At 64.4% G+C, this 21411-nt stretch carries 24 protein-coding genes; 18 read left to right on the top strand and 6 right to left on the bottom strand.

Annotated elements, in window-relative coordinates; genetic code table 11:
- Window positions 1–5: 5 nt before the first annotated feature.
- From Q3C01_RS20945 to Q3C01_RS20975, 7 genes are all read left to right on the top strand, one after another.
- Entirely contained in the window at window positions 6–812 is an 807-nt protein-coding gene (locus Q3C01_RS20945) for an FAD binding domain-containing protein (protein ID WP_458147201.1), read from the top strand.
- A 36-nt stretch (window positions 813–848) separates the two neighbouring features.
- On the top strand, window positions 849–1757 hold the full coding sequence (locus Q3C01_RS20950) for an AAA family ATPase (RefSeq protein WP_458147202.1): 909 nt from the start codon (window positions 849–851) through the stop codon (window positions 1755–1757).
- 99 nt (window positions 1758–1856) lie between these two features.
- Complete coding sequence (locus tag Q3C01_RS20955) at window positions 1857–3059, top strand: vWA domain-containing protein (protein WP_458147203.1); 1203 nt, start codon at window positions 1857–1859, stop codon at window positions 3057–3059.
- A gap of 10 nt (window positions 3060–3069) precedes the next feature.
- A complete protein-coding gene (locus Q3C01_RS20960) occupies window positions 3070–3393 on the top strand; it encodes an XdhC family protein (RefSeq protein ID WP_283041710.1) in 324 nt (107 codons plus the stop codon).
- Window positions 3394–3395: 2 nt separating this feature from the next.
- Window positions 3396–4097: an XdhC family protein gene (locus Q3C01_RS20965; protein ID WP_458147204.1), complete on the top strand. Its 702-nt coding sequence runs from the start codon at window positions 3396–3398 to the stop codon at window positions 4095–4097.
- On the top strand, window positions 4094–5698 hold the full coding sequence (locus tag Q3C01_RS20970) for an NTP transferase domain-containing protein (protein ID WP_458147205.1): 1605 nt from the start codon (window positions 4094–4096) through the stop codon (window positions 5696–5698). The genes Q3C01_RS20965 and Q3C01_RS20970 overlap by 4 nt, the downstream gene beginning before the upstream one ends.
- 185 nt (window positions 5699–5883) lie before the next feature.
- A complete protein-coding gene (locus tag Q3C01_RS20975; protein WP_458147206.1) occupies window positions 5884–6273 on the top strand; it encodes a DUF4189 domain-containing protein in 390 nt (129 codons plus the stop codon).
- A gap of 42 nt (window positions 6274–6315) precedes the next feature.
- Here the strand turns inward: Q3C01_RS20975 and Q3C01_RS20980 are convergent, their stop codons facing one another.
- Window positions 6316–8139, bottom strand: a complete 1824-nt coding sequence (locus Q3C01_RS20980; RefSeq protein WP_458147207.1) for a CYTH and CHAD domain-containing protein — start codon at window positions 8137–8139, stop codon at window positions 6316–6318.
- Window positions 8140–8336: 197 nt separating this feature from the next.
- Between Q3C01_RS20980 and Q3C01_RS20985 the strand changes: the two genes are divergently transcribed.
- Window positions 8337–8747, top strand: a complete 411-nt coding sequence (locus Q3C01_RS20985; protein WP_458147208.1) for a DUF2000 family protein — start codon at window positions 8337–8339, stop codon at window positions 8745–8747.
- A gap of 95 nt (window positions 8748–8842) precedes the next feature.
- Here the strand turns inward: Q3C01_RS20985 and Q3C01_RS20990 are convergent, their stop codons facing one another.
- Genes Q3C01_RS20990 through Q3C01_RS21000 form a run of 3 tightly spaced genes read right to left on the bottom strand, consistent with a single transcriptional unit; the run spans window position 8843 to window position 10065 of the window.
- Window positions 8843–9256 carry a GFA family protein gene (locus Q3C01_RS20990; protein ID WP_458147209.1) on the bottom strand — a complete coding sequence of 138 codons (414 nt, stop codon included), beginning with the start codon at window positions 9254–9256 and terminating at the stop codon, window positions 8843–8845.
- 15 nt (window positions 9257–9271) lie between these two features.
- Window positions 9272–9733 (bottom strand): SRPBCC family protein, encoded by a 462-nt coding sequence (locus Q3C01_RS20995; RefSeq protein WP_458147210.1) that lies wholly within the window; start codon window positions 9731–9733, stop codon window positions 9272–9274.
- On the bottom strand, window positions 9730–10065 hold the full coding sequence (locus Q3C01_RS21000) for an ArsR/SmtB family transcription factor (protein ID WP_458147211.1): 336 nt from the start codon (window positions 10063–10065) through the stop codon (window positions 9730–9732). Before Q3C01_RS21000 ends, Q3C01_RS20995 begins: the two co-directional genes overlap by 4 nt.
- A gap of 109 nt (window positions 10066–10174) precedes the next feature.
- On the opposite strand from Q3C01_RS21000, the gene Q3C01_RS21005 reads away from it, so the two are divergent.
- From Q3C01_RS21005 to Q3C01_RS21045, 9 genes are all read left to right on the top strand, one after another.
- Entirely contained in the window at window positions 10175–10867 is a 693-nt protein-coding gene (locus Q3C01_RS21005) for a TetR/AcrR family transcriptional regulator (protein WP_458147212.1), read from the top strand.
- Entirely contained in the window at window positions 10864–11829 is a 966-nt protein-coding gene (locus Q3C01_RS21010; RefSeq protein ID WP_458147213.1) for an HlyD family secretion protein, read from the top strand. Before Q3C01_RS21005 ends, Q3C01_RS21010 begins: the two co-directional genes overlap by 4 nt.
- Window positions 11826–12764, top strand: coding sequence for an ABC transporter ATP-binding protein (locus Q3C01_RS21015; protein ID WP_458147214.1), 939 nt, complete (start codon window positions 11826–11828; stop codon window positions 12762–12764). The genes Q3C01_RS21010 and Q3C01_RS21015 overlap by 4 nt, the downstream gene beginning before the upstream one ends.
- A 12-nt stretch (window positions 12765–12776) precedes the next feature.
- Window positions 12777–13940 (top strand): ABC transporter permease, encoded by a 1164-nt coding sequence (locus tag Q3C01_RS21020; RefSeq protein WP_458147215.1) that lies wholly within the window; start codon window positions 12777–12779, stop codon window positions 13938–13940.
- A gap of 31 nt (window positions 13941–13971) precedes the next feature.
- A complete protein-coding gene (locus Q3C01_RS21025) occupies window positions 13972–15279 on the top strand; it encodes an adenylate/guanylate cyclase domain-containing protein (RefSeq protein ID WP_458147216.1) in 1308 nt (435 codons plus the stop codon).
- A 79-nt stretch (window positions 15280–15358) separates the two neighbouring features.
- On the top strand, window positions 15359–16090 hold the full coding sequence (locus Q3C01_RS21030; RefSeq protein WP_458147217.1) for a GntR family transcriptional regulator: 732 nt from the start codon (window positions 15359–15361) through the stop codon (window positions 16088–16090).
- A 49-nt stretch (window positions 16091–16139) separates the two neighbouring features.
- Window positions 16140–17387: an MFS transporter gene (locus tag Q3C01_RS21035; RefSeq protein ID WP_458147218.1), complete on the top strand. Its 1248-nt coding sequence runs from the start codon at window positions 16140–16142 to the stop codon at window positions 17385–17387.
- A gap of 23 nt (window positions 17388–17410) precedes the next feature.
- Window positions 17411–18310 (top strand): amidohydrolase family protein, encoded by a 900-nt coding sequence (locus Q3C01_RS21040; RefSeq protein ID WP_458147219.1) that lies wholly within the window; start codon window positions 17411–17413, stop codon window positions 18308–18310.
- Between the two features lie 174 nt (window positions 18311–18484).
- Window positions 18485–19399, top strand: a complete 915-nt coding sequence (locus Q3C01_RS21045) for a PhzF family phenazine biosynthesis protein (RefSeq protein WP_458147220.1) — start codon at window positions 18485–18487, stop codon at window positions 19397–19399.
- 142 nt (window positions 19400–19541) lie between these two features.
- Here Q3C01_RS21045 and Q3C01_RS21050 read toward each other — a convergent pair whose 3' ends face one another.
- Together Q3C01_RS21050 and Q3C01_RS21055 are read right to left on the bottom strand one after the other, a co-directional pair.
- Entirely contained in the window at window positions 19542–20003 is a 462-nt protein-coding gene (locus Q3C01_RS21050) for a DUF488 domain-containing protein (protein WP_458147221.1), read from the bottom strand.
- An 8-nt stretch (window positions 20004–20011) separates the two neighbouring features.
- Entirely contained in the window at window positions 20012–20869 is an 858-nt protein-coding gene (locus Q3C01_RS21055; RefSeq protein ID WP_458147222.1) for a DUF72 domain-containing protein, read from the bottom strand.
- A 165-nt stretch (window positions 20870–21034) separates the two neighbouring features.
- On the opposite strand from Q3C01_RS21055, the gene Q3C01_RS21060 reads away from it, so the two are divergent.
- Window positions 21035–21397, top strand: a complete 363-nt coding sequence (locus Q3C01_RS21060; RefSeq protein ID WP_449377233.1) for a hypothetical protein — start codon at window positions 21035–21037, stop codon at window positions 21395–21397.
- Window positions 21398–21411: the final 14 nt, after the last annotated feature.

Below are 21411 nucleotides of genomic sequence, written 5' to 3' on the forward strand. Positions count from 1 at the left end.
CCATTATGTACGAATTCAAGTATCATCGCCCTGGGACCGTGCGCCAGGCAGCCAATCTCCTGGTGAAGAACGAGGACGCCAAGGTGATCGCCGGCGGCCACACACTGATTCCCGTGATGAAGCAGCGCCTCGCAAGCCCGCCGCATCTCGTCGATCTCTCCCATATCGAAGGTCTTGACATCATCGAGATGAAGGGCCGTTCGCTGGTGATCGGCGCCACGGCGAAGCACGCCGATGTCGCGACGTCGGCCATCGTCGGCGAAGCGATCCCGGCGCTCGCGAGCCTTGCCGGCGGAATCGGCGATCCCGCGGTTCGTCACAAGGGCACGATCGGCGGCTCGCTCGCCAACAACGACCCGACCGCGGACTATCCGGCGGCGGTGCTCGCGCTCGGCGCCACCATCGTCACCAACAAGCGCCGCCTGAAGGCGGAAGAGTATTTCCAGGGCCTGTTCTCGACCGCGCTCGAGGCCGACGAGATCATCACCAAGGTGATGTTCCCGCTGCCGAAGAAGGCGGCCTACGTCAAATTCCGCAACCAGGCCTCGCGCTATGCGCTGGTCGGCGTGTTCGTGGCGCGGCGTCCCTCGGATGTGCGCGTCGCCGTCACCGGCGCCGGCTCGGACGGCGTCTTCCGCGTTACTGCGTTCGAGGAAGCCTTGAAGAAGCGCTTCTCCTCGAAGGTGTTCGACGGCATCGACGTGCCGGCCGAAGGCCTCAACAGCGATATCCACGGCAGCGCGGAGTATCGTGCGCACCTGATCGGGGTGCTGACGCGGCGCGCCGTCGACGCTGCCAACGCCAAAGAGTGATGGGCCCGGATCGGGCGTAGCGAGACTGGCTCTTTCATGACTGCAGCGGCACTGCCGGCATCGGTCGATGCGATGCTCGAACTCCTCACTTCGCGCGGCTATCTCGCGGAGCGGTCGCTGGCGACGGTGACGTATCTGTCGCTGCGCATGGGGCGGCCGCTATTCCTGGAAGGCGAGGCCGGCGTCGGCAAGACCGAGATCGCAAAAGTGCTGTCGGCGGCGCTGGGACGGAAACTGATCCGCCTGCAATGCTATGAGGGCCTCGACGTCTCCTCGGCGGTCTATGAATGGAACAGCGCCGCGCAGATGATCGCGATCCGGATGGCGGAGGCCGCCGGCGATACCGATCGCGAGCAACTCTCCTCCGACATCTTCGCCGATCGTTATCTGATCAAGCGGCCGCTGCTGCAGGCGCTGGAGCCGGACGTTGCCGGCCCGCCGGTGCTCTTGATCGACGAGCTCGATCGCGCCGACGAGGCGTTCGAGGCGTATCTGCTCGAAATCCTCAGCGACTTCCAGGTGACCATCCCCGAATTCGGCACCGTGAGGGCGCCGCATCCGCCGATCGTCATCATCACCTCCAACCGCACCCGCGAGATCCACGACGCGTTGAAGCGGCGCTGTCTCTATCACTGGGTCGACTATCCCTCCGCCGAGCGCGAGCTCGCCATCGTCAAGACGCGCGTGCCCGGCATCTCGGCGAAGCTGTCGCAGCAGGTCGTGCGCTTCGTGCAGGCGCTGCGCAACCAGGATTTCTACAAGTCGCCGGGCGTCGCCGAGACCATCGATTGGGCCACCGCGCTGTCCGAGCTCGACGCCCGCTCGCTGACGGCGCAGGTCGTCGGCGACACGCTGGGCGCGCTGCTCAAGTATCAGGACGACATCGTCCGCATGCAGGGCGATGCCTTGCAGAAGGTGCTGAAAGACGCGACGAGCGAGAATTGAACGTCGTCGTTCCTGGGCGATGCGAAGCATCGAACCCGGAACCTCGAGATTCCGGTTTACGCTTCGCGTGCCCCGGAATGACGGCAGAGGCAGCAGACCATGGCGATCAATCACCTTGCGCCTGACAAGACCGAGCAGTTTGCCGACAACATCGTCGGCTTCGCCCGCGCGCTTCGTGCCGCCGGTCTTCCCGTCGGCCCCGGCTCGGTGATCGACGCCGTCAACGCGCTCCAGGTGATCGACATCGGCAGCCGCTCCGACGTCTTCACCACGCTGGAGGCGATCTTCGTCAAGCGCCACGAGCATGCGCTGATCTTCAAGCAGGCCTTCAACCTGTTCTTCCGGCCTTCCGAAGAGTGGAAGCACATGCTGGATTCGGTGCCGCTGCCCGATCATGCCAAGAAGAAGCCGCCGCCGGCCTCGCGCCGCGTCCAGGAGGCGCTGTCGCAGCCGCAGATGACGGAGACGCCGCAGCACCAGGAGCAGGATCTGCGCCTGTCGGTCTCCGACAAGGAAATCCTTCAGAAGAAGGACTTTGCGCAGATGAGCGCGGCCGAGATCAGCGAAGCGCTGCGCGCGATCGAGAAGATGAGGCTGCCGCAGGCCGAGCTTCTGACGCGGCGGCACCGGCCCGATCGGCGCGGGCTGCGCCTCGACCTGCGCCGTACCTTGCGCGCCTCGCTGCACACCGGCGGCGACATCATCGACATCCACCGCCTCGGTCGGATCGAGAAGCCGGCGCCGATCGTGGCGCTCTTGGATATCTCGGGATCGATGAGCGAATACACCCGCCTGTTCCTGCACTTCCTCCACGCCATCACGGACGCCCGCAAGCGCGTCTCCGTGTTCCTGTTCGGCACCCGCCTCACCAACGTCACCCGTGCGCTGCGCCAGCGCGATCCGGACGAGGCGCTGGCAAGCTGCTCGGCGGCGGTGGAGGATTGGGCCGGAGGCACGCGCATTGCGACCTCGCTGCACAACTTCAACAAATTGTGGGCACGCCGCGTGCTGAGCCAGGGCGCGATCGTGCTGCTGATCTCCGACGGGCTGGAGCGGGAGGCCGATTCCAAGCTCGCCTTCGAGATGGACCGTCTGCACCGCTCCTGCCGTCGCCTGATCTGGCTGAACCCGCTGCTCAGGTTCGGCGGCTTCGAGGCCAAGGCGCAGGGCATCAAAATGATGCTGCCCCACGTTGACGAATTCCGCCCCGTACATAATTTGAGTTCGATCCAGGAGCTGATCAAGACGCTCTCCCAGCCGCTGCCGCCGCATCACCGCAGCCTGATCCGTTCCGCAGCTTGAGAGGTAGGCCATGCTCGATCGCGACGAGGATATCCTGAAGGCGGCGGAGGACTGGCAGAAGGCCGGCCATGGCGTTGCCCTCGCAACGGTGGTGGAGACCTGGGGCTCGGCGCCGCGGCCAGCGGGCTCGAGCCTCGTGATCAACGACGACGGCACATTTCTGGGCTCCGTCTCGGGCGGCTGTGTCGAAGGTGCGGTGGTCACCGAGGCCATGGACGTGATCGAGTCGGGCAAGCCAAAAATGCTGGAGTTCGGCGTGGCCGATGAGACCGCCTGGAACGTCGGGCTGTCCTGCGGCGGCACCATCCGCGTATTCGTCGAGAAGGTCGGCTAGCCGTGAAGCTGGAAACCCTGCACGAACTCAATGCCGAGCGCGCCGCGCGACGACCGGTCATTCTCGTCACCGATACCGAGAGCGGCGAGCAGCGGCTGGTGAAGGCCAGGGATTTTGCCAAGGATCCGCTGCGTGCCGAGCTCGAGAAACAGCTCCGCACGGGCAAGAGCGGCAATGTCGAGGCCAATGGCAAGAAGCTCTTCCTCAACGTCTATGCGCCGACCGCGAAGATGGTTGTCGTTGGCGCCGTCCATATCAGCCAGGCGCTGGCGCCGATGGCGCGCTCGCTCGGCTATGACGTGACGGTCGTCGATCCCCGCACGGCCTTTGCGAGCCCCGAGCGTTTTCCGGACGTGCCACTGATCGCAGAATGGCCCGACGTCGCGCTGCCGCCGCTCAACATCGACCACTACACCGCCTTCGTCGCGCTGACCCACGATCCCAAGATCGACGATCCAGCGCTGCTGCACGCCTTCGAGCGCGACTGCTTCTATATCGGTGCGCTCGGCTCGCGGAAGACGCACGCCAAGCGCGGCGACCGGCTGCGGGCGCAGGGCGCGAAGGATAGCGACATCGCGCGCATCCATGCGCCGATTGGCCTTGCAATCGGCGCGGTCTCGCCGTCCGAGATCGCGGTGTCGATCATGGCCGAGATCACGTCGGTGCTTCGCCTGCCTCCGAAAGAAAGAGAAGAAGCGGCATGAAGTTCGGCCCGGCGAGCCCGAAGGATGCGATCGGCGGGGTGACCGTCCACACCCTGCGCCAGGGTCCGCTGGTGCTGAAGAAAGGCACGACGATCGGCCCTGCCGAAGTCGAGGCGCTGACGCGTGCCGGCATCAAGGACATCGTCGTGGTGCGCATGGAGCAGGGCGACGTCTCCGAGGACGTCGCGGCCGCCAGCATTGCGGAGGCGGTCGGAGGCGAGGGCATCCATGTCGAGCGCGCCTTCACCGGTCGCGCGAATTTGTTCGCGGCGCGCCCGGGCGTTCTGGTGATCGACCGCGCTGCAGTCGATCGTATCAACAATGTCGACGAAGCCATTACCTTTGCGACGCTCTCTGCCTTCAAGCCGGTGGTCGAGGGCGAGATGGTCGGCACGGTCAAGATCATTCCGTTCGGCGTCGAAGGGAGTTTGCGCGATGCCGCCGTGAAGGCCGCGGGCCGCGACGTGCTGCAGGTTGCGCCCTACGTGATCAAGCGCGTCGGCGTCGTCTCGACGCTGTTGCCGGGCATGTCCTCCAAGGTGGTCGACAAGACCTTGCGCGTCACTGCCGAGAGGCTCGCGCCCGCGGGTGCGACCATCATCGCCGAGCGGCGGGTGCCGCATGAGGAGACGGCGCTGTCGGCTGCGATCAAGGAGTTGCTGGGACTCGGCGCCGAGCTCGTCATCGTGTTCGGGGCCTCCGCGATCGCCGACCGCCGTGACGTGATCCCGGCGGCGATCACCGAGATCGGCGGCGCCATCGAGCATTTCGGCATGCCCGTTGATCCCGGCAATCTGCTGCTGATCGGCCGCGCGGGCCAGGTGCCCGTGCTGGGCGCGCCAGGCTGTGCGCGATCGCCGGTCGAGAACGGTTTTGACTGGGTGTTGATGCGGCTCCTCGCGGGCATCAAGGTGACGCGCGCCGAGCTGATGGGCATGGGCGTCGGCGGCCTCCTGATGGAGATCGTCACGCGGCCGCAGCCGCGTGCAAAGCCCGAGACCGAAGGCAACAGCCAGGTCGCGGCGATCGTGCTCGCCGCGGGGCGCTCGACCCGGATGGGCGGGCCCAACAAGCTGCTCGCCGAGCTCGAGGGCAAGAAGCTGGTGCGGATCGCGACCGAACAGGTGCTGGCTTCGAAGGCGTCCGAGGTGATCGTCGTCACCGGCCATCAGGCTGAGCTCGTCGAGCAGGCGCTCAAAGGCCTGAAGGTGAAATTCGTTCGCAATTCGGATTTTGCCGGCGGCATCGCAAGTTCGGTCAAGGCCGGCATCGCGGCCGTGCCGGACGGCAGCGACGGCGCGCTGGTCTGCCTCGGCGACATGCCGCTGATCGATGCCGGCCTGATCGACCGCCTGATCGACAGTTTTGCCCCCGACCGCGGCAATCTGATCGCCGTGCCCGTGAGCGAGGGCCGCCGCGGCAATCCCGTGCTGTGGTCGCGCCGTTTCTTCAGCGAATTGATGACGCTCGACGGCGACATCGGCGCGCGGCATCTGATCGCCAAGCATGCGGAAGTCGTGGCCGAAGTGCCCGTCGATGGCGAGAGTGCCTTCCTCGACATCGATACGCCGCAGGCGCTGGAAGCGGCGAGACGAGGATGACGGTGCCGTAGGGTGGGCAATGGCGCATAGCGCCGTGCCCACCATTTTTCCGCGCGTCGACTGAAGCGGTGGGCACGCTTCGCTTTGCCCACCCTACGAAGTGGCGATTTCAACCACTCGTTCACCATCTGGAAACGACCGATCCTTACAGTCTCCTCCGCCTGCCTCGGGGGAGGGGAATTTCCATGGCTTCGAACGTCGTCGCGCGCCGTTGCGCGATGTTTTTCTTTGGGCTGAGCATTGTTGTGGCGGGGGCCCGCTACGTCACGGACGCGCATGCCGCGGGCGCCTTCGCAGTTGGCAAGTGCGGGGCCTATGGCCATGCCTATGACTTCGCCGGCGAAGCCGCGGCGCGCGCCGCCGCACAAAAGCAGTGCAAGGGCGAGTGCACGACCGTGACCATGAAGCGCGCCTGTGCCGCGATGTCGGTCGATCTCGCCAACCCCTGCGGCGCCTATGGCTATGCCGTGAAGCCGAATATCTCGACGACGCTCAATGCCGCCACGCGCGAATGCTACAAATATGGCGGCAAGGAATGCGTGATCCGCGCCTGGGCGTGTGACGCGAAGGGCTGAAATTGCATAGCTCGCGGGAGTGGCTTGCCGAGGTGCGGCCGATCAGGCCTCGGCTTCGATCGACCAGGGCACCTTCGCCTTGACGAAATCCGACCACACCTTCTTCAGGCGCGGTTCGGTGCCGACCATCGCGTGTGCCTGCCAGCCTGCGATCGCCGCTGCAGCAGTATTGCCGCTTGCGGATTCCATGCCGATATCCGCGAGCAGCGAGGCCGTTGTCGCCATGTCGTTGAAGAGGCCGAGCTCATGCTGCAAAGCGGCCAGCCGGTCGGAGAAGCGTCTTGCGGACTTGCGCTGTCCGTAGAGCGGCAACAGGAAATCAGCGACATAGCGCAGCTTCTTCACGGCAAGCCGCAGGCAGTGCAGCTCTTCAGCCGTGAGCGACTTGAAGCGGCGGCCGCGCTTCAGCACCTTCGCATACTGGGTGGACAGGATGCGCCGCGCGAAGTTCGTGGCGGGCTCGGCCAGTTGCGCCAGATGTTCGGGCGCGACGTCGCTGCGCCAGCCGCGCGACTCGATCCAGCCGCCAAGCCCGATAACGAAAGACGCAGCGCGGCGGTCGCCCAGCGCCAGGCGCGCCTTGTCGTATGAATCGGTGCGGCGCTGCTCTGCGGCCCCCTCCAGCGCGTCGAAGCCGGCGATCGAGGGGCAGCCTTGCGCGACGGTGCGCAGTGTCTCGCGCTGGAAGACATCCCATTCGCGAGCGGCGGACAGATTCTGCGCCAGCCACTTGGCCTCTGCGCGCAGCAGGTCGAGCTTGCTCACGGATACGACCGATTGCATCAGGTGCAGGGCTGATCGCAGGCGCCGCAGCGCGACGCGAAGCTGATGAATTCCCTCAGGATCACGACCGTCCTCGGCAGCCGGGAGCGATTGAAGAAGATGGAGAAGACAGGCGCGCAGGATCACGGCAAGGGTCTCGTCGAGCGAGGCCGATGGATCCAGGCGCAGCCTGCGCGGCCTTCTTGCGGCTGGCGGCACGTCGGCCGCGAGGTCAAATCCGCGTGCCGATTTGCTGCGGATGGATGGTCTCACCGGCCCATGCTCGGCAAGCCGCAGCGCAAGCTCGTAGATCGCCGACGCGCTGCCGGACTTGAGCTCGAGCTCGATCTCGCTGACCGGCATCGATCGATCGCCGGATTTCAGGAATCCCTGGTCGAATGCGACCTCGACCGTGCCGGATGGCAGATCGATGATGCGCTGATGCCGGTGGATGTCGGTGGTGAAGACCGCCTCGAGCGGACGACGATCGAAATCGGCGCGCAGCTTCTCCGGGATGAACGGCAGCGCCAGCGCGACATCCGGAGCAGTGGAGGGGACATTCGCTTCCCATTCGCCACGTCGGAGCGGATCGTTCGCGGCCTCGGCCTTCACGGTCTGCGTGTATCGCGCGCCGCTCTGGCGAACCCTGAAGCTCAAGCCGTTGCGTTGAAGCGCATGCTTGGCTGTATCGTAGTAGATGGCCTTGAGATGCTTTCGCGTGCCCTTGTTGCGCGCGTTCGCCGCGATGATCGGTGCATTGCCGAAATCCGCCAGACGATCGGGCGCGACGAGCAGCTTGAGCTCGATCTCTGTGGTGCGTGGCGCACCTTCGCGAGACGGCGCAAGGTCTGGTGTTGGCTTCTCACTGAGCTGGGCCTCATCAACGCGAAGGTCTTCAGCGTGAGGGAGGTCGTTGTGCGCGAGCATATCGTCAACGCGCTCTTGCGAGCCAAGCTCTTGCTCGGTGGTGGAAACCACGGAGTTCCTGGTTTTCTTCCTGTCCTCTCTGGTCTTCTTCCGGTCCTCCGGGACAAGATGGCCATTGGGCCGAGGTAAACTATGCACGGTTTCGAAGGCCGGCTTGATGGTGCCAGATTCGGACATGAGACTTGTATGACGGTTTGATGACGGTGCAATGATGTATAGCCGACTCAATTCGAGCCGTGAAGCGGTCCCCGGTTACATCGAGTTTGAAATTTTCACGCTGTGAATAAATAGGTCAATCTGGGTTACATTCATCCTCAGACAACGCTCGCGCGAAGAATTTTCTTTCTCTGTGTGCGGTGCGCGTGGGATAAATCATGCAGTTTGATACAAAAATCGCCGTGGTGATCCGCACGGATCTTCAGGCCTGGCAGAAACTCAACGTGGCGTCCTTCCTCGCGGGCGGAATCGCTGCCGCCTTTCCGGGATGCATCGGCGAGCCTTACGAGGACGCGTCAGGCACGAAATATCTCTCCCTGATCGGCCAGCCGATCCTGATCTACGGCGCTGATGGTCCCGCATTGTCCCGTGCGCTCGATCGCGCGCTATCTCGCAACGTGACGCCGGCGGTCTATACCGAGGACATGTTCGCGACCACGCATGATGTTGCCAATCGCGAGGCGGTACGAGCGGTGAGCCGCGCCGATCTCAATCTCGTCGGCATTGCGATGCGCGCCGAGCGCAAGGTGATCGATAAAATTATCGATGGTTTGAAGTTCCACAGCTGACGCCGGCTGCTGCGTGAAAGGACGCGTCACCGACCAGATGAGGGCCGGCAAGATCGACGGCCGCATGGTGCTCGATTTTACCTAGTGCCGGCACCTCACGCCGGCGGCATGGTCTCGAACTTCGGCAGGCTCGGATCGAGGTGATCCCAGCCCTGTCCGCGCGCGGCGTAAGTTATCACCTGCGGCTGGTAGCGGGCCGGCTCGTCGAGGCTCGCGGCGCGAACGGTGAAGATGTCGGGCTGTGCTGCGAAGGTCATGTAGACCGGCAACCCGCACACGGGGCAGAAGGCGCGCGTCTTCACGTTGCCGCTGTCGCCGACCATGTCCCATTGCTTGGCCTCGCCCGTTACCGTGACGCCGGGGCGCGCGAAGGTGAGGTACGAGCCGTGGCCAGTGCCGCTTTCACGTTGACAGTCCCGGCACTGGCAGTGGTTGGCGAAGAGGGGTTCACTGGTGATCGAATAGCGGATCGCGCCGCACGCGCAGCCGCCGGTATAGGGCTTGTTCATCGCGATATCTCCTGCTCACTGTTCGCCGCTGATCGCGTCAAGCTGCCGGACGACCTTCTTCCAGCCGCCGCTCATGATGGTGTAGGCGGAATCGTTCCTGGGCATGACGAAGCCCGCATGAACCAGGCGGATCCGCGTGCCGGCTTCGACCGGGGTGAGGGACCAGGTCACGACCGTGTCGAGCGGCGCGCCGTAGCCGGTGTTGCGCTCATCGCCACCCCTCCAGGCATAGGCAAGACGCCGGTTCGGCACGACCTCCAGAACCCGGCAATGAATGACGCCATCCCAGGCGCCGCCGGGGGTGGTTTGGAAGGTGAAGGCTTTGCCTTCGATCGCCTCGAAGCCGGTCGGCGGCATCAGCCAGCGCGCGATCAACTGCGCGCTGGTCAGCGCCTTCCAGATCGTCTCGGTCGCGTGAGGGAAGATCTCGTCGATGACGATGTCCTGGGTTTGAACATTGGACGCAACGGCACTCACGGATCGATCTCCTTCAACAGGCTACGCAGGTTTTGGAAGCGCTCGCGCCAGAAGACGCCGTAATGATCCATCCACTCGACCAGAGGCTCGAGCCCCTGCGGCGCGGCGCGGTAGTAGACGTTACGGCCCTCCGCGCGCTCGGCGACGAGACCGGCCTGCTTGAGGGATTTCAGGTGCTGCGAGATCGCGCCCTGGGTCACGCCGCTGCCGCGCGTCAGCTCCGCCACGCTGATCTCCTTGCTCTCGAAGACACGCTCGAACACGGCGCGGCGGGTCGGATCGGCGAGAGCGCGCATGACGGTAGTGACGGGGTTTGGGACGGCTTCGAGCATGTTAATTCAATTAGCAATGGCTAATTCATTAGTCAAGGCTAATCTGTCTGGACATCTTGTGAGCGACTGAGTAATTGACTTTGACTGACCGGTCAGTCATAAATTGCGAATGACAAAGAAGCCGACCAACCCTGCCGTGCCATCGGCAGTCCGCGCCAAGGGCCATGCTCTCGAAGCCAGCGAAGGTGCCGCTCGCGGATCAAACCGCGCCGTGCGCGCAGCGGAGCGGCGTGCGGCGATCGTGGAGGCAGCTCTGGAAGAGTTCATTGCGCGCGGCTTTGCGGCGACGCGGCTCGACGACATCGCCAAGCGCGCGGGTGTGGCGAAGGGCACGATCTACCTGCACTTCAAGGACAAGGAATCGATGTTCGAGGAGCTGGTGCGCATCGTCATCGTGCCGGTGGTCGAGCGCCTCACCACACTGCCGCCGCCGACCGGCTCGGTGCGCGACCTCGTCGAGGCCTTTGCGACCAATTTCCTGAAGGAGGTTGCAAACACCAGGCGCGGCGATCTCGTGCGCCTGATCGTGGCGGAGGGGCCGCGCTTTCCGGCCGTGGCCGACTTCTACTACCGCGAGGTGGTGTCGCGCGGGATGGCCGGCATGCGCGCGTTGATCGAGCTCGGGATCGCCCGCGGTGAGATTCAGCAAAAGAACCTCGCGCGCTTTCCCCAAATCCTGGTCGCACCCGCGCTGATCGCGGTGATCTGGCAGAGCCTGTTTGCGCGGCATCACCCGCTCGATGCGCAGGAGATGCTGCGCGTCCATCTCGATTTGATTTTTGGCGAACGGAGGACGACATGAGGTCGTCGCAAACCATTTCTCACCTCATCCTGAGGAGCGCGGAGCGCGCGTCTCGAAGGATGAAGGCCCGACTGTTGCCTCTCGCCCTTCGAGACGCCGCTTCGCGGCTCCTCAGGGTGAGGGTTCGACCGTGGTATCTGCCGCCCCAAGCGTTTCAGTTTTCGGTGCGTCTCGCGCGAGCTTGTGCGATCGCGGCCCTGGTACTCGCAACCGGCCTCGCCGCCTGCAAGGAACAGCGCGATCCCGGCTTCCAGGGCTGGGTCGAGGCAGACATGATCTTCGTCAGCCCCGACGAGGCAGGACGTGTGATCAAGCTGAATGTCCGCGAGGGCGACGAGGTGAAGGTCGGCGACGCCCTTTACTCGGTCGACGATGATCTCCAGCTTGCCGATCTCAATCAGAACAAGGCGACGCTGGCGAACGCGCAGCAGACCTATGATCGCGCGGCTTCGCTCAGCAAGACGGGGTCGGGCACGCAGGCCAATCTCGATTCCGCGGTCTCCGCCTTGCGGGTCGCCGAGGCGCGGGTTGCGACCTCGGAGACGCGGCTGGCGCGGCGCAGGGGTTTTGCGCCGGTCGCTGGCACGATCCAGCAGATCTATTTCCGTGAGGGCGAGATGGTGGCCGCGCAGCGACCGGTGCTGTCGATCATGCCGCCCGGCAACATGAAGCTGCGCTTCTTCGTGCCGGAGACCGAGCTGCCGAAGCTTGCGATCGGCGATCAGGTGCGGGTGGTCTGCGACAATTGCGCTGATGATCTCACCGCGAAGATCTATTTCATCGCGACCACGGCCGAATACACCCCGCCGGTGATCTACAGTCTCGATGAGCGCAACAAGCTCGTCTATTTGATTCAGGCGCGGCCCTCGCGGCCCGATGCGCTGCGCGTGGGCCAGCCGATCAGCGTCTATCTCAATCCCAAGACTTCTGAAACAAAGACCCCGGTAGCGGACCAGCGATGAACGGGACAGTCGGCAACGGTATCGCGATCGACGTCAAAGGGCTGACGAAGTCCTTTGGCGGCCGCGAGGTCGTGCACGATCTGTCGATGCAGGTAAAGCGCGGCTCGATCTACGGCTTTCTCGGGCCCAACGGCTCCGGCAAGACCACGACCATCCGCATGCTCTGCGGGCTTCTGACGCCCGACAGCGGCGAGGGCACCTGCCTCGGCTACGACATCAGGCGCGACGCCGAGCGCATCAAGCGCCAGGTCGGCTACATGACCCAGCGCTTCAGCCTGTATCAGGATCTCTCGGTGCGCGAGAATCTGGAATTCGTCGCACGGCTGTACGGCATGCGCGATGCGCGCGGCGCCGCAGGCGAGATGATCAAGCGGCTCGGCCTTTCCGGCCGCGAGGAGCAGCTTGCGGGCGAGCTCTCCGGCGGCTGGAAGCAGCGGCTGGCACTGGGCGCCTGCACGCTGCCCAATCCGCAACTCCTGCTGCTGGACGAGCCGACTGCCGGCGTCGATCCCAAGGCGCGGCGCGATTTCTGGAACGAGATCCATGCGCTCGCCGCCGAAGGCCTCACCGTGCTGGTCTCCACCCACTACATGGACGAGGCCGAGCGCTGCCACGAGATCGCTTACATCGCCTACGGCCATCTCCTCACCCACGGCACGGTGGACGAGGTGATCGCGAAATCCGCGCTCACGACCTACACCGTCACCGGAGATGATTTGAACGGCCTCGCCGTCGAGCTCACCGGCAAGCCGGGCGTCGACATGGTCGCGCCGTTCGGCACCTCGCTGCACGTCTCGGGCCGCGATGTCACCGCGCTCGAGGCCAGCATCGCGCCGTGGCGCGACAAAGGCGGCACGCACTGGCAGAAATCGCATCCCTCGCTCGAAGACGTCTTCATCGAACTCATGAACCGCTCCAGGGATAATTTCCAATAAGGACAATTTCCAATGAGCGTCACAGACGTATCAGATCACGGCCACGAAATTCGCGAGCGCTTCGGCTTCTGGCGGCGCTCCTATGCGATGGTGGTGAAGGAGTTCATCCAGCTCCGCCGCGACCGCGTCTCCTTCGCCATGATCGTGATGATCCCGGTGATGCAGCTGCTGCTGTTCGGCTATGCCATCAATACCACGCCGCACAATCTGCCGAGCGCCGTCCTGCTCCAGGAGGATAGCGATCTCGCACGCTCCGTGCTGAAGGCTCTGGAGAACACCGCTTATTTCCGTTTCATCCGCGAGGTGCACGACGTCGACGAGTTCGACAACCTGCTGAAGTCCGGCAAGGTGCTGTTCGGCGTCGAGATCCCCCGCGGCTTCGAGCGTGCGGTCCGGCGCGGCGACAAGCCGGCGCTGCTGGTCGCCGCCGATGCGACCGATCCGGTCGCGGCAAGCGCCGCGCTCGCCTCGCTCGGCATGATCGTGCAGACCGCGCTCCAGCACGATCTCTACATCGGCGATCCCCCGGAGATGCCGTTCGAGATCCGTGCGCACGCCCGCTACAATCCAGCCGCGTCCTCGCGGCTGAACATCGTGCCGGGCCTGGTCGGCACCATCCTGACCATGACCATGCTGATCTTCACCGCGCTGTCGGTCACGCGCGAGGTCGAGCGTGGCACCATGGAAAGTCTGCTCTCGATGCCGATCCGGCCAGTCGAGGTGATGTTCGGCAAGATCATCCCTTACGTGCTGGTCGGCTTCATCCAGGCTTTCCTGATCCTCTCGATCGGCGTGTTGCTGTTCGGCGTGCCCGTGCTGGGCAGCCTCACCTTGCTGGCGCTGCTTTCGACGCTGTTCATCACCACCAATCTCGCGATCGGCTACACTTTCTCGACCATCGTGCAGAACCAGCTCCAGGCCATGCAGATGTCGATGATGTTCTTCCTGCCGAGCATTTTGCTGTCCGGCTTCATGTTCCCCTTCGCGGGCATGCCGGTCTGGGCGCAATATCTCGGCGAGGTGCTGCCGCTGACGCATTATGTGCGTATCGTCCGTGCCATCATGCTCAAGGGCGCGACGGTCCAGAACCTGCAATACGACGCGTTGGCGCTGGCAGCCCTCATGCTGGTCGCCATGGTCATTGCCGTGACGCGCTTCCGCCGCACGCTCGATTGAGGCAAAATGCCCCGCAACGACAGGGGGCGAGATGGTCAGTTTTGCAAGCAGGGTCGCCGGGCAGCAAGCCGCGATATCGGCGGAATTCGAGCACGAGCTGGCACGCGAGGTGCTGCGGACCGAGCTGTTGCGCGTCAAGGCGCTGATCGTGACGGGATGCGTCATGATCCTGTTCATCACTGCGATGTACCTGATCGCCCCGAGCGTCGTGGACCGGGTCTGGCACGGAGCGTCCGGACTAATCGAGGTCTTCGGCCTGCTGATCGGGTTTGTGCTGTTCGAGGTCTGGGTTCAGTCCCAGATCAGGCGAAATCTCAGGCTCGATCGGGACGTGCCGGTGGTCAGGCGGTACATCGGGACGCTGATCGAGACCTCGCTGCCGACCGTCATCCTGGTCCTGGAGATCCGGAGCATGGGGGCGATCCCGGCGCTTGGCTTTGCCGTGCCTCTCGTCTATTTCATCTTCATCATTCTCTCGACGCTCCGCCTCGATTTCTGGTTGTCGGCCTTCACCGGTTTCGTGGCGGCGGCCCAGCTCCTCGCCGTCGCACTCTATTTTGATCCCGTCAGTGGCGCCGGCGAGCCTCAGGCCTATTTCCATGCGGTACGCAGCTGCATCATCCTGGTCTGCGGCGTGCTCGCAGGCGCCGTCGGCGCGCAGCTTCGCCGGCAGTTCGCGGCAAGCATCACGGCAGCCACCGCGCGCGACCGCGTCACAAACCTGTTCGGCCAGCACGTCTCGCCGCAGGTCGTCGAGCGGCTGATGGCGGAGGGGACCAGCGCCGGCGGCGACATCAGGCGCGTCGCGGTGATGTTCGTCGACTTCCGCGGCTTCACCGCGGGTGCACGCTCGCGATCGCCGCAGGATGTGGTCGACCGGCTCGATGGCGCCTTCGCCGTGCTGGTCGACATCCTCGATCGCCATGGCGGCATCGTGAACAAGTTCTTGGGCGATGGCTTTCTCGCGCTGTTCGGCGCGCCGCTCGCCGCGTCCGACGCCGCGCACCGGGCAGTGGCCGCCGGCCGCGAGATGCTCACCGCGATGGACCACATCAACGCACAATCGAGCTGGCCGCTGCGGATCGGCATCGGGATCCACTTCGGCGAGGTGGTCGCTGGCAATATCGGCTCGCCCCGGCGTAAGGAATACACCGTGATCGGCGACACCGTGAATTTTGCTTCAAGGCTGGAGGCGCTGAACAAGGATTTCGGCTCGCAACTTCTGATCTCGTCCGCGGTGCGCGACGTCCTCGGCGATGATGGCGACGATGCGGTCGCGCTTGGAGAGGTCGAGGTGCGCGGCTACGAGCGGCCGATGGCGGTGTTTCAGTTGGGATAGGACCAGCCTTCAGAAAGCGGGACTTGAGGTACTATAGTAGCGCTTGACTCATGTCCCATCTAGTCATCTATATGACTATATGAATTCGGCTCCGCTCGACGACCGCCTGCCACGCTATCAGCGCTTGCGCGATGATCTCGCCGCGCGGATCAACCGCAATGAATGGCGGCCGGGCGAGCCGATCCCGTCCGAAGCTGAGCTCGCCGCGCATTACGGCGTCGCGATCGGCACCGTGCGCAAGGCGATTGATCAGCTGGTCAGCGATGCCGTGCTTGAGCGCCAGCAGGGCCGGGGGACCTTCGTCCGCCGCGCGCGCTTCAACTCTTCGCTGTTCCGCTTCTTCCGCTTCCAGTCCGAGAGCGGCGAGCGCCGCGTGCCGCAGAGCCGCATCCTCAGGCGGAAATGCGTGCCGGCGACCTCCGCCGTCGCATCCGCGCTGCGCATTCCCGTCGGCGAGCCCGTGATCAGCCTGTCGCGCCTGCGCCTGATCGACGACGTGCCGCTGCTTGCCGAAGAGATCTGGCTGCAACGATCGCGCTTCGCAGCGATTCTCGACATCGACCCGTCCGAGTTCGGCGACCTGCTTTATCCGCTCTACGAGGAACGCTGCGGCGAGGTCGTGGTGTCGGCCGAGGAAATCCTGACCGTCGAGACTGCGAGCGAGATGCAGGCCCGCCTGTTGCGCCTCGAAGCCCACGCACCGCTGATCGTCATCGAGCGTCTCGCGCTCGATCTCGAGCGCCGTCCGATCGAATGGCGCCGCTCGCGCGGGCCGGCCAACCGCTTCCGCTACCACGCCGAGATCCGGTGAGCGCAGGCGACAACGATACCAAGCAATAACCAATTTTCGGGGAGAGACGATGGCAAACTGGTACAGCGAAAGCTCGCCGCTGGAGCGGCGCACCTTCTGGGCAAGCTTCGGCGGCTGGGCGCTCGATGCGCTCGACGTCCAGATGTTCGGCCTTGCGATCCCCGCGCTGATCGCGGCCTTCGGCATCAGCAAGGCCGATGCCGGCCTGCTCGGCTCGATCACGCTGTTCTTCGGCGCCTTCGGCGGCTGGATCGGTGGTGCGCTCGGCGACCGCTTCGGCCGCGTGAAGGCGCTTCAGATTACGGTCGCGACCTTCGCGCTGGCGACTTTCGCTTGCGCCTTCGCAATGAGCTTCACGCAGCTCCTGGTGCTCAAGGCGATTCAGGGACTCGGCTTTGGAGCCGAATGGGCGTGCGGCGCGGTGCTGATGGCCGAGATCATCCGGCCTGAGCATCGCGGCAAGGCGCTCGGCTCGGTGCAGAGCGCCTGGGCCGTGGGGTGGGGCGCAGCGGTGCTGCTGTCGGCGCTGGTCTTCACCTATGCGCCGGCGGATATCGCCTGGCGGATCCTGTTCGCGGTCGGACTGTTGCCCGCGCTCCTGATCATCTTCATCCGCCGCGGCCTGAAGGAGCCGCAGCGCGCTGCATCGAGCGAGCCGGAGGCGCCGTTCTTCGCCACGCTTGCCGGCATCTTTCATCCCGACGTGCTGCGCTCGACGCTGGTCGGCGGTCTGTTCGGCATCGGCGCGCATGGCGGCTACGCCGCGCTGACGACGTTCCTGCCGACCTATCTTCGCGAGGTGCGGCATCTGTCGGTGCTTGGCTCGAGCGGGTATCTCGCCGTCATCATCATCGCCTTCTTCTGCGGTTGCGTGACGAGCGGCATCGTCAGCGACCGCATTGGCCGCAGAGCCAACGTCGCGTTCTTCGCCACCGCCTGTATCGTCACCGTGCTCATCTACATCTTCGCGCCGCTGACCAATTCGCAGATGCTGGTGCTGGGTTTTCCCCTTGGTTTCTTCTCCGCAGGTATTCCGGCGAGCATGGCTGCGCTGTTCAGCGAGCTCTATCCGGCAGGCGTGCGCGGCACCGGCGTCGGCTTCTGCTATAATTTCGGCCGCGTCGTCTCCGCCGCGTTCCCGTTCCTCGTCGGCTATCTCAGCGACCATATCGGCCTCGGGCCGGCGATCGGCATCGACGCTGCCTTTGCCTATTCGCTGGTGCTGATCGCGGTGCTGCTGCTTCCCGAAACCCGCGGCAAGGTCTTCGAGCAGGCCATAGCCGGCACGCGTGCCTGACCTGCGAATGTGGAGGAACGACCATGATGACAAGCGAACGCGGCCTGACGCGCCGTCAATTCGGCGCGGGCGCTGTTGCCCTTGCCTCGGTGATCGCCAGTGGGGGCAAGGCGGTGAGTGAGGTGACGATGCCGGCGATCGATACCCACGCCCACGTCTTTCACCGCGGCCTCAAGCTTGCGCCCGGCCGGCGTTACGCGCCGGACTACGACGCACCGCTCGATCTCTATCTTGAGCAGCTCGATCGCAATGGCATGACCAACGGCGTGCTGGTGCAGCCGAGCTTTCTCGGCACCGACAATTCCTATCTCGTCGAATGCCTGAAGGCCACCGGCGGCCGGCTGCGCGGCATCGCCGTCGTCGATCCCGCAGTTCCTGCCGAGGAGCTTGCCGCGCTCGACCGCGCCGGCGTCGTCGGCATCCGTCTCAATCTCGTCGGACAGCCCTTGCCGGATCTCACTGCGCCCGAATGGAAGGCGCTGCTCGCGTCGGTCAAATCGCTGGGCTGGCAGGTCGAGATCCAGCGCAATGCCTCCGATCTCGCGACGCTCGCGCCGCAGCTCCTCGACCGCGGCATCACCGTCGTGCTCGATCACTTCGCGCTGCCCGATCCAAAGCTCGGCGTCGCTGATCCCGGGTTTCAGGCGGTGCTGAAGCTCGGGGTGACCAGAAACGTCTGGGTCAAGATCTCCGCGCCGTATCGCAACGGCGCCGCCGGCGAGAATTTTGCGAAGCAAGCCTATCCGTTGTTGCGTGCTGCCTACGGTCTCGATCGCCTGTTGTGGGGCAGTGACTGGCCGCACACGCAGTTCGAGGCGACGCAGACTTACGAGAAGAACCGTCGCTTCCTCGACGAACTCGTCACGGACAAGGACGAGCGCGCGCAAGTGCTGGCCTCGCCGCGACCACTCTTCCGCTTCTAGAGCATGATCCGGAAAAGTGTGAAGCGGTTTTCCGAAGAGATCATGCTCAAACAAGAATCTTGCGCGATTGCACCGAGTGCTCCGAGTTTTGGGGCATGACGGCTGCTGGCGTCGGCCTGTAACATGCAGGCCGATGCAGCCGGTCGAGGTTGCCATTCGCGTGAGGGAAGAAAGATGCAACGCCGCTACATCACCGTCGACGTGTTCACCAACCGCGCCTTCGGCGGCAACCAGCTCGCCGTCGTGCTCGATGCCGGCGGGCTGTCGACGCAGCAGATGCAGGCGATCGCGACCGAGTTCAACTATTCCGAGACGACGTTCGTGCTGCCGCCGCGCGACAAGGCGAACGATGCCGAGGTGCGCATCTTCACGCCCGTCAGAGAGCTTCCCTTTGCGGGACATCCCAATGTCGGCACCGCGTTCGTGCTCGCGACGATCGCTAAGGAGCCGAAGCCGCGTCTGCTGTTCGAGGAGAAGGCTGGCCTCGTGCCGGTGGACATTCAGCGGGAGCAGGGCAGGGTAGTCAACGCCGAGCTCACGGCGCCGCAGCCGCTGAGCCGCCTCGCGCAGCTTTCTGCAAACGACGTTGCAGCCTGTCTGTCGCTGAGTGCGGAAGACATCAGGCTGGATCGGCATGCGCCGCAGGTTGTGGGTGTCGGAACGCCGTTCGTGGTTGCGGAAGTGCGTTCGCGCGATGCGGTGAAGCGGGCGAAGCCCGACGCTGCGGCGTTCGGCCGGCTGTTCCCCCTCGATGGCGCCTTCGCTGTCTATTTCTATACGCGCGACGTGCCTGCGGCAGAAAAACCCTGCGATCTCCAGGCGCGGATGTTCTTCCCCGGCGCCAGTGGCCTGATCGAGGATCCCGCAACCGGCAGCGCCACGGTCGCAGCCGCCGCCCTGTTCGCCGATCTCGATCCCCGGCGCGACGGTGAGTTGAAGCTCACCATCGGCCAGGGATTTGACATGGGCAGGCCGAGCATCCTGCTGACGCGCGTGGTGAAGCAGAACGGCGCGCTTCTGTCCTCCCACGTCGGCGGCAGTTGCGTGCAGATGATGGAAGGAACCTTCCGGCTCGCGGGGGAGGGCTAAGCTCTCCCCACTCGTCATTCCGGGGAGCGCGGAGCGCGAGCCCGGAATCCATTCATCCAGCGACTCTGAGGTCCGATGGATTCTCAGATGCGCAATTGCGCATCATAGCTCGCGACTTCGTCGCGCCCCGGAATGACGGCGGTTAAATCTGTCGCCCGACCAAATTCTCCACCTTCACCCCATCGCGCTCCTCGATGATCTCGGCGATCATCTGGCGGTGGCAGTGGGTGTGGTCGCGCTCGTAGCAGAGCAGGCAGACAGGACCCGCCCTCTTCACCAGCGCCGACAATTCGTCGAGCTCTTCCTTGGCCTGCGGCGTCTTCAGGTGCTTTGAGTAGATCTTCTCGAGCACCGAATACTCGCCGCTGCGCGCGGCGAGCCGTCCTTCCTTGGGTGTGCCGAGTGCTGCGAGATGGACGTAGGCGATGCCGCGTTCATCTAGTCCCGCCGCGAGCTGCTTCTTGGAGAAGCCCGGGCGGCGCGACGACGTCACCGCGCGCACGTCGACGAGGAGCTTCACGCCGGCCTGTTCGAGCTCGTCGAGCACCGCTTTTGGCGGCGTCTGTTCATAGCCGATGGTGAAGAGCTTTTTCGCTTTGGCCATGGCAAACCTCAGGCGATCCGGGCGATCAGCTCCATGGCGCCGGCCGGCGCGCGGACCTTGCCTTCATGGATGACATAGGCGAACACGTCGCGCGGCGCCTTCTTGGGCTTTGCCTCGTCAACCTTCGGCAGGTCATCCGGTTCACTGCCCGAGGCCCAGGCCTGAAACCGCTTGCCCCAGGCATCGAGATCCCTGGGCGGATAGCAGGTCTTCAACTCGTCATTGCCCTTCTGAAGCCGCGCATAGACGAAATCGCCGACCACGTCGGCGATCGCCGGATATTTGCCGTGTTCGGCAAACACGACCGGCGTCTCGAACTCGCGCAGCAGCGCGACGAAGTCGGGCGTGCAGAAGCTGTCGTGACGAACCTCGACCACATGACGTAGCGCGCGGCCATCGAGCTTGCGCGGCAAAAGTTCGAGGAACTTGCCGAAATCGGCGCCGTCGAACTTCTTGGTTGGCGCGAACTGCCAGAGAACGGGGCCAAGGCGGTCGCGCAGCTCCAGCACGCCGGAATCGTAGAACCGCTTGATGGAATCTCCGGCTTCCGCCAGCACCCTCCGGTTGGTGGCAAAGCGCGGCCCCTTGACCGAGAAGACGAAGCCGTCGGGCACCTCGGAGGCCCATTTGCGAAAGCTTTCCGGCTTCTGCGAGCCGTAATAGGTGCCGTTGATCTCGATCGAGGTCAGCTTCGATGCGGCATAGGACAGCTCCTTCGCCTGCGTGAGCTTCTCCGGATAGAACACGCCGCGCCAGGGCTCGAAAGTCCAGCCGCCGATGCCGATGAAGATGTTGCCCGATTTTTGCGACGCGGTTTTTGCTTTGGCCACCGGAGGATCTCGCGCGGATGAGGGGAGGGGGTGCATCCTAAAGCATGATCCGGAAAAGTGTGAAGCGGTTTTCCGAAAAGGTCATGCTCAAGCAATAACCTAAAGCGCGATCTCATCGCGCCTTAGTCATGAGATGTGATTGGCCAGTTGCGGACTCCCGTCTAAGCTCATCCTCGGGATCTGCGATAACAGGAGAACAAGATGCGGATGCTGATCGCGCTGGCGCTGGTCATGATGACGTCTGCTGCCATTGCCGATGATGACGATGCGGGAGGGGCGCACAAGCTGGCAATCCAGGGCCGCGACGACTATTGGCATTGCCTGGCGCGGGAATATTCGCGCGACAGCAATCAGGGCCTCTCGGAACAGGATTTTTCGCGCTCGGTCGCCGGCGCCTGTCCTTCCGAGCGGCAGTATTATCGGGTCGCGTTGCTCGACTATCTGACGACGCAATATCCCAACATCGATGCCGGCGCTCATCTCGCGACCGCGAACAGGGCGGTGGAATCGGCGCAGAAGGACATCGTGACGGCCTTCGCGAAGCACAGGGCGCCTCAGCGTTAGCTGTTCGTGCATTA

The sequence above is a fragment of the Bradyrhizobium sp. UFLA05-109 genome (genome assembly GCF_054185165.1).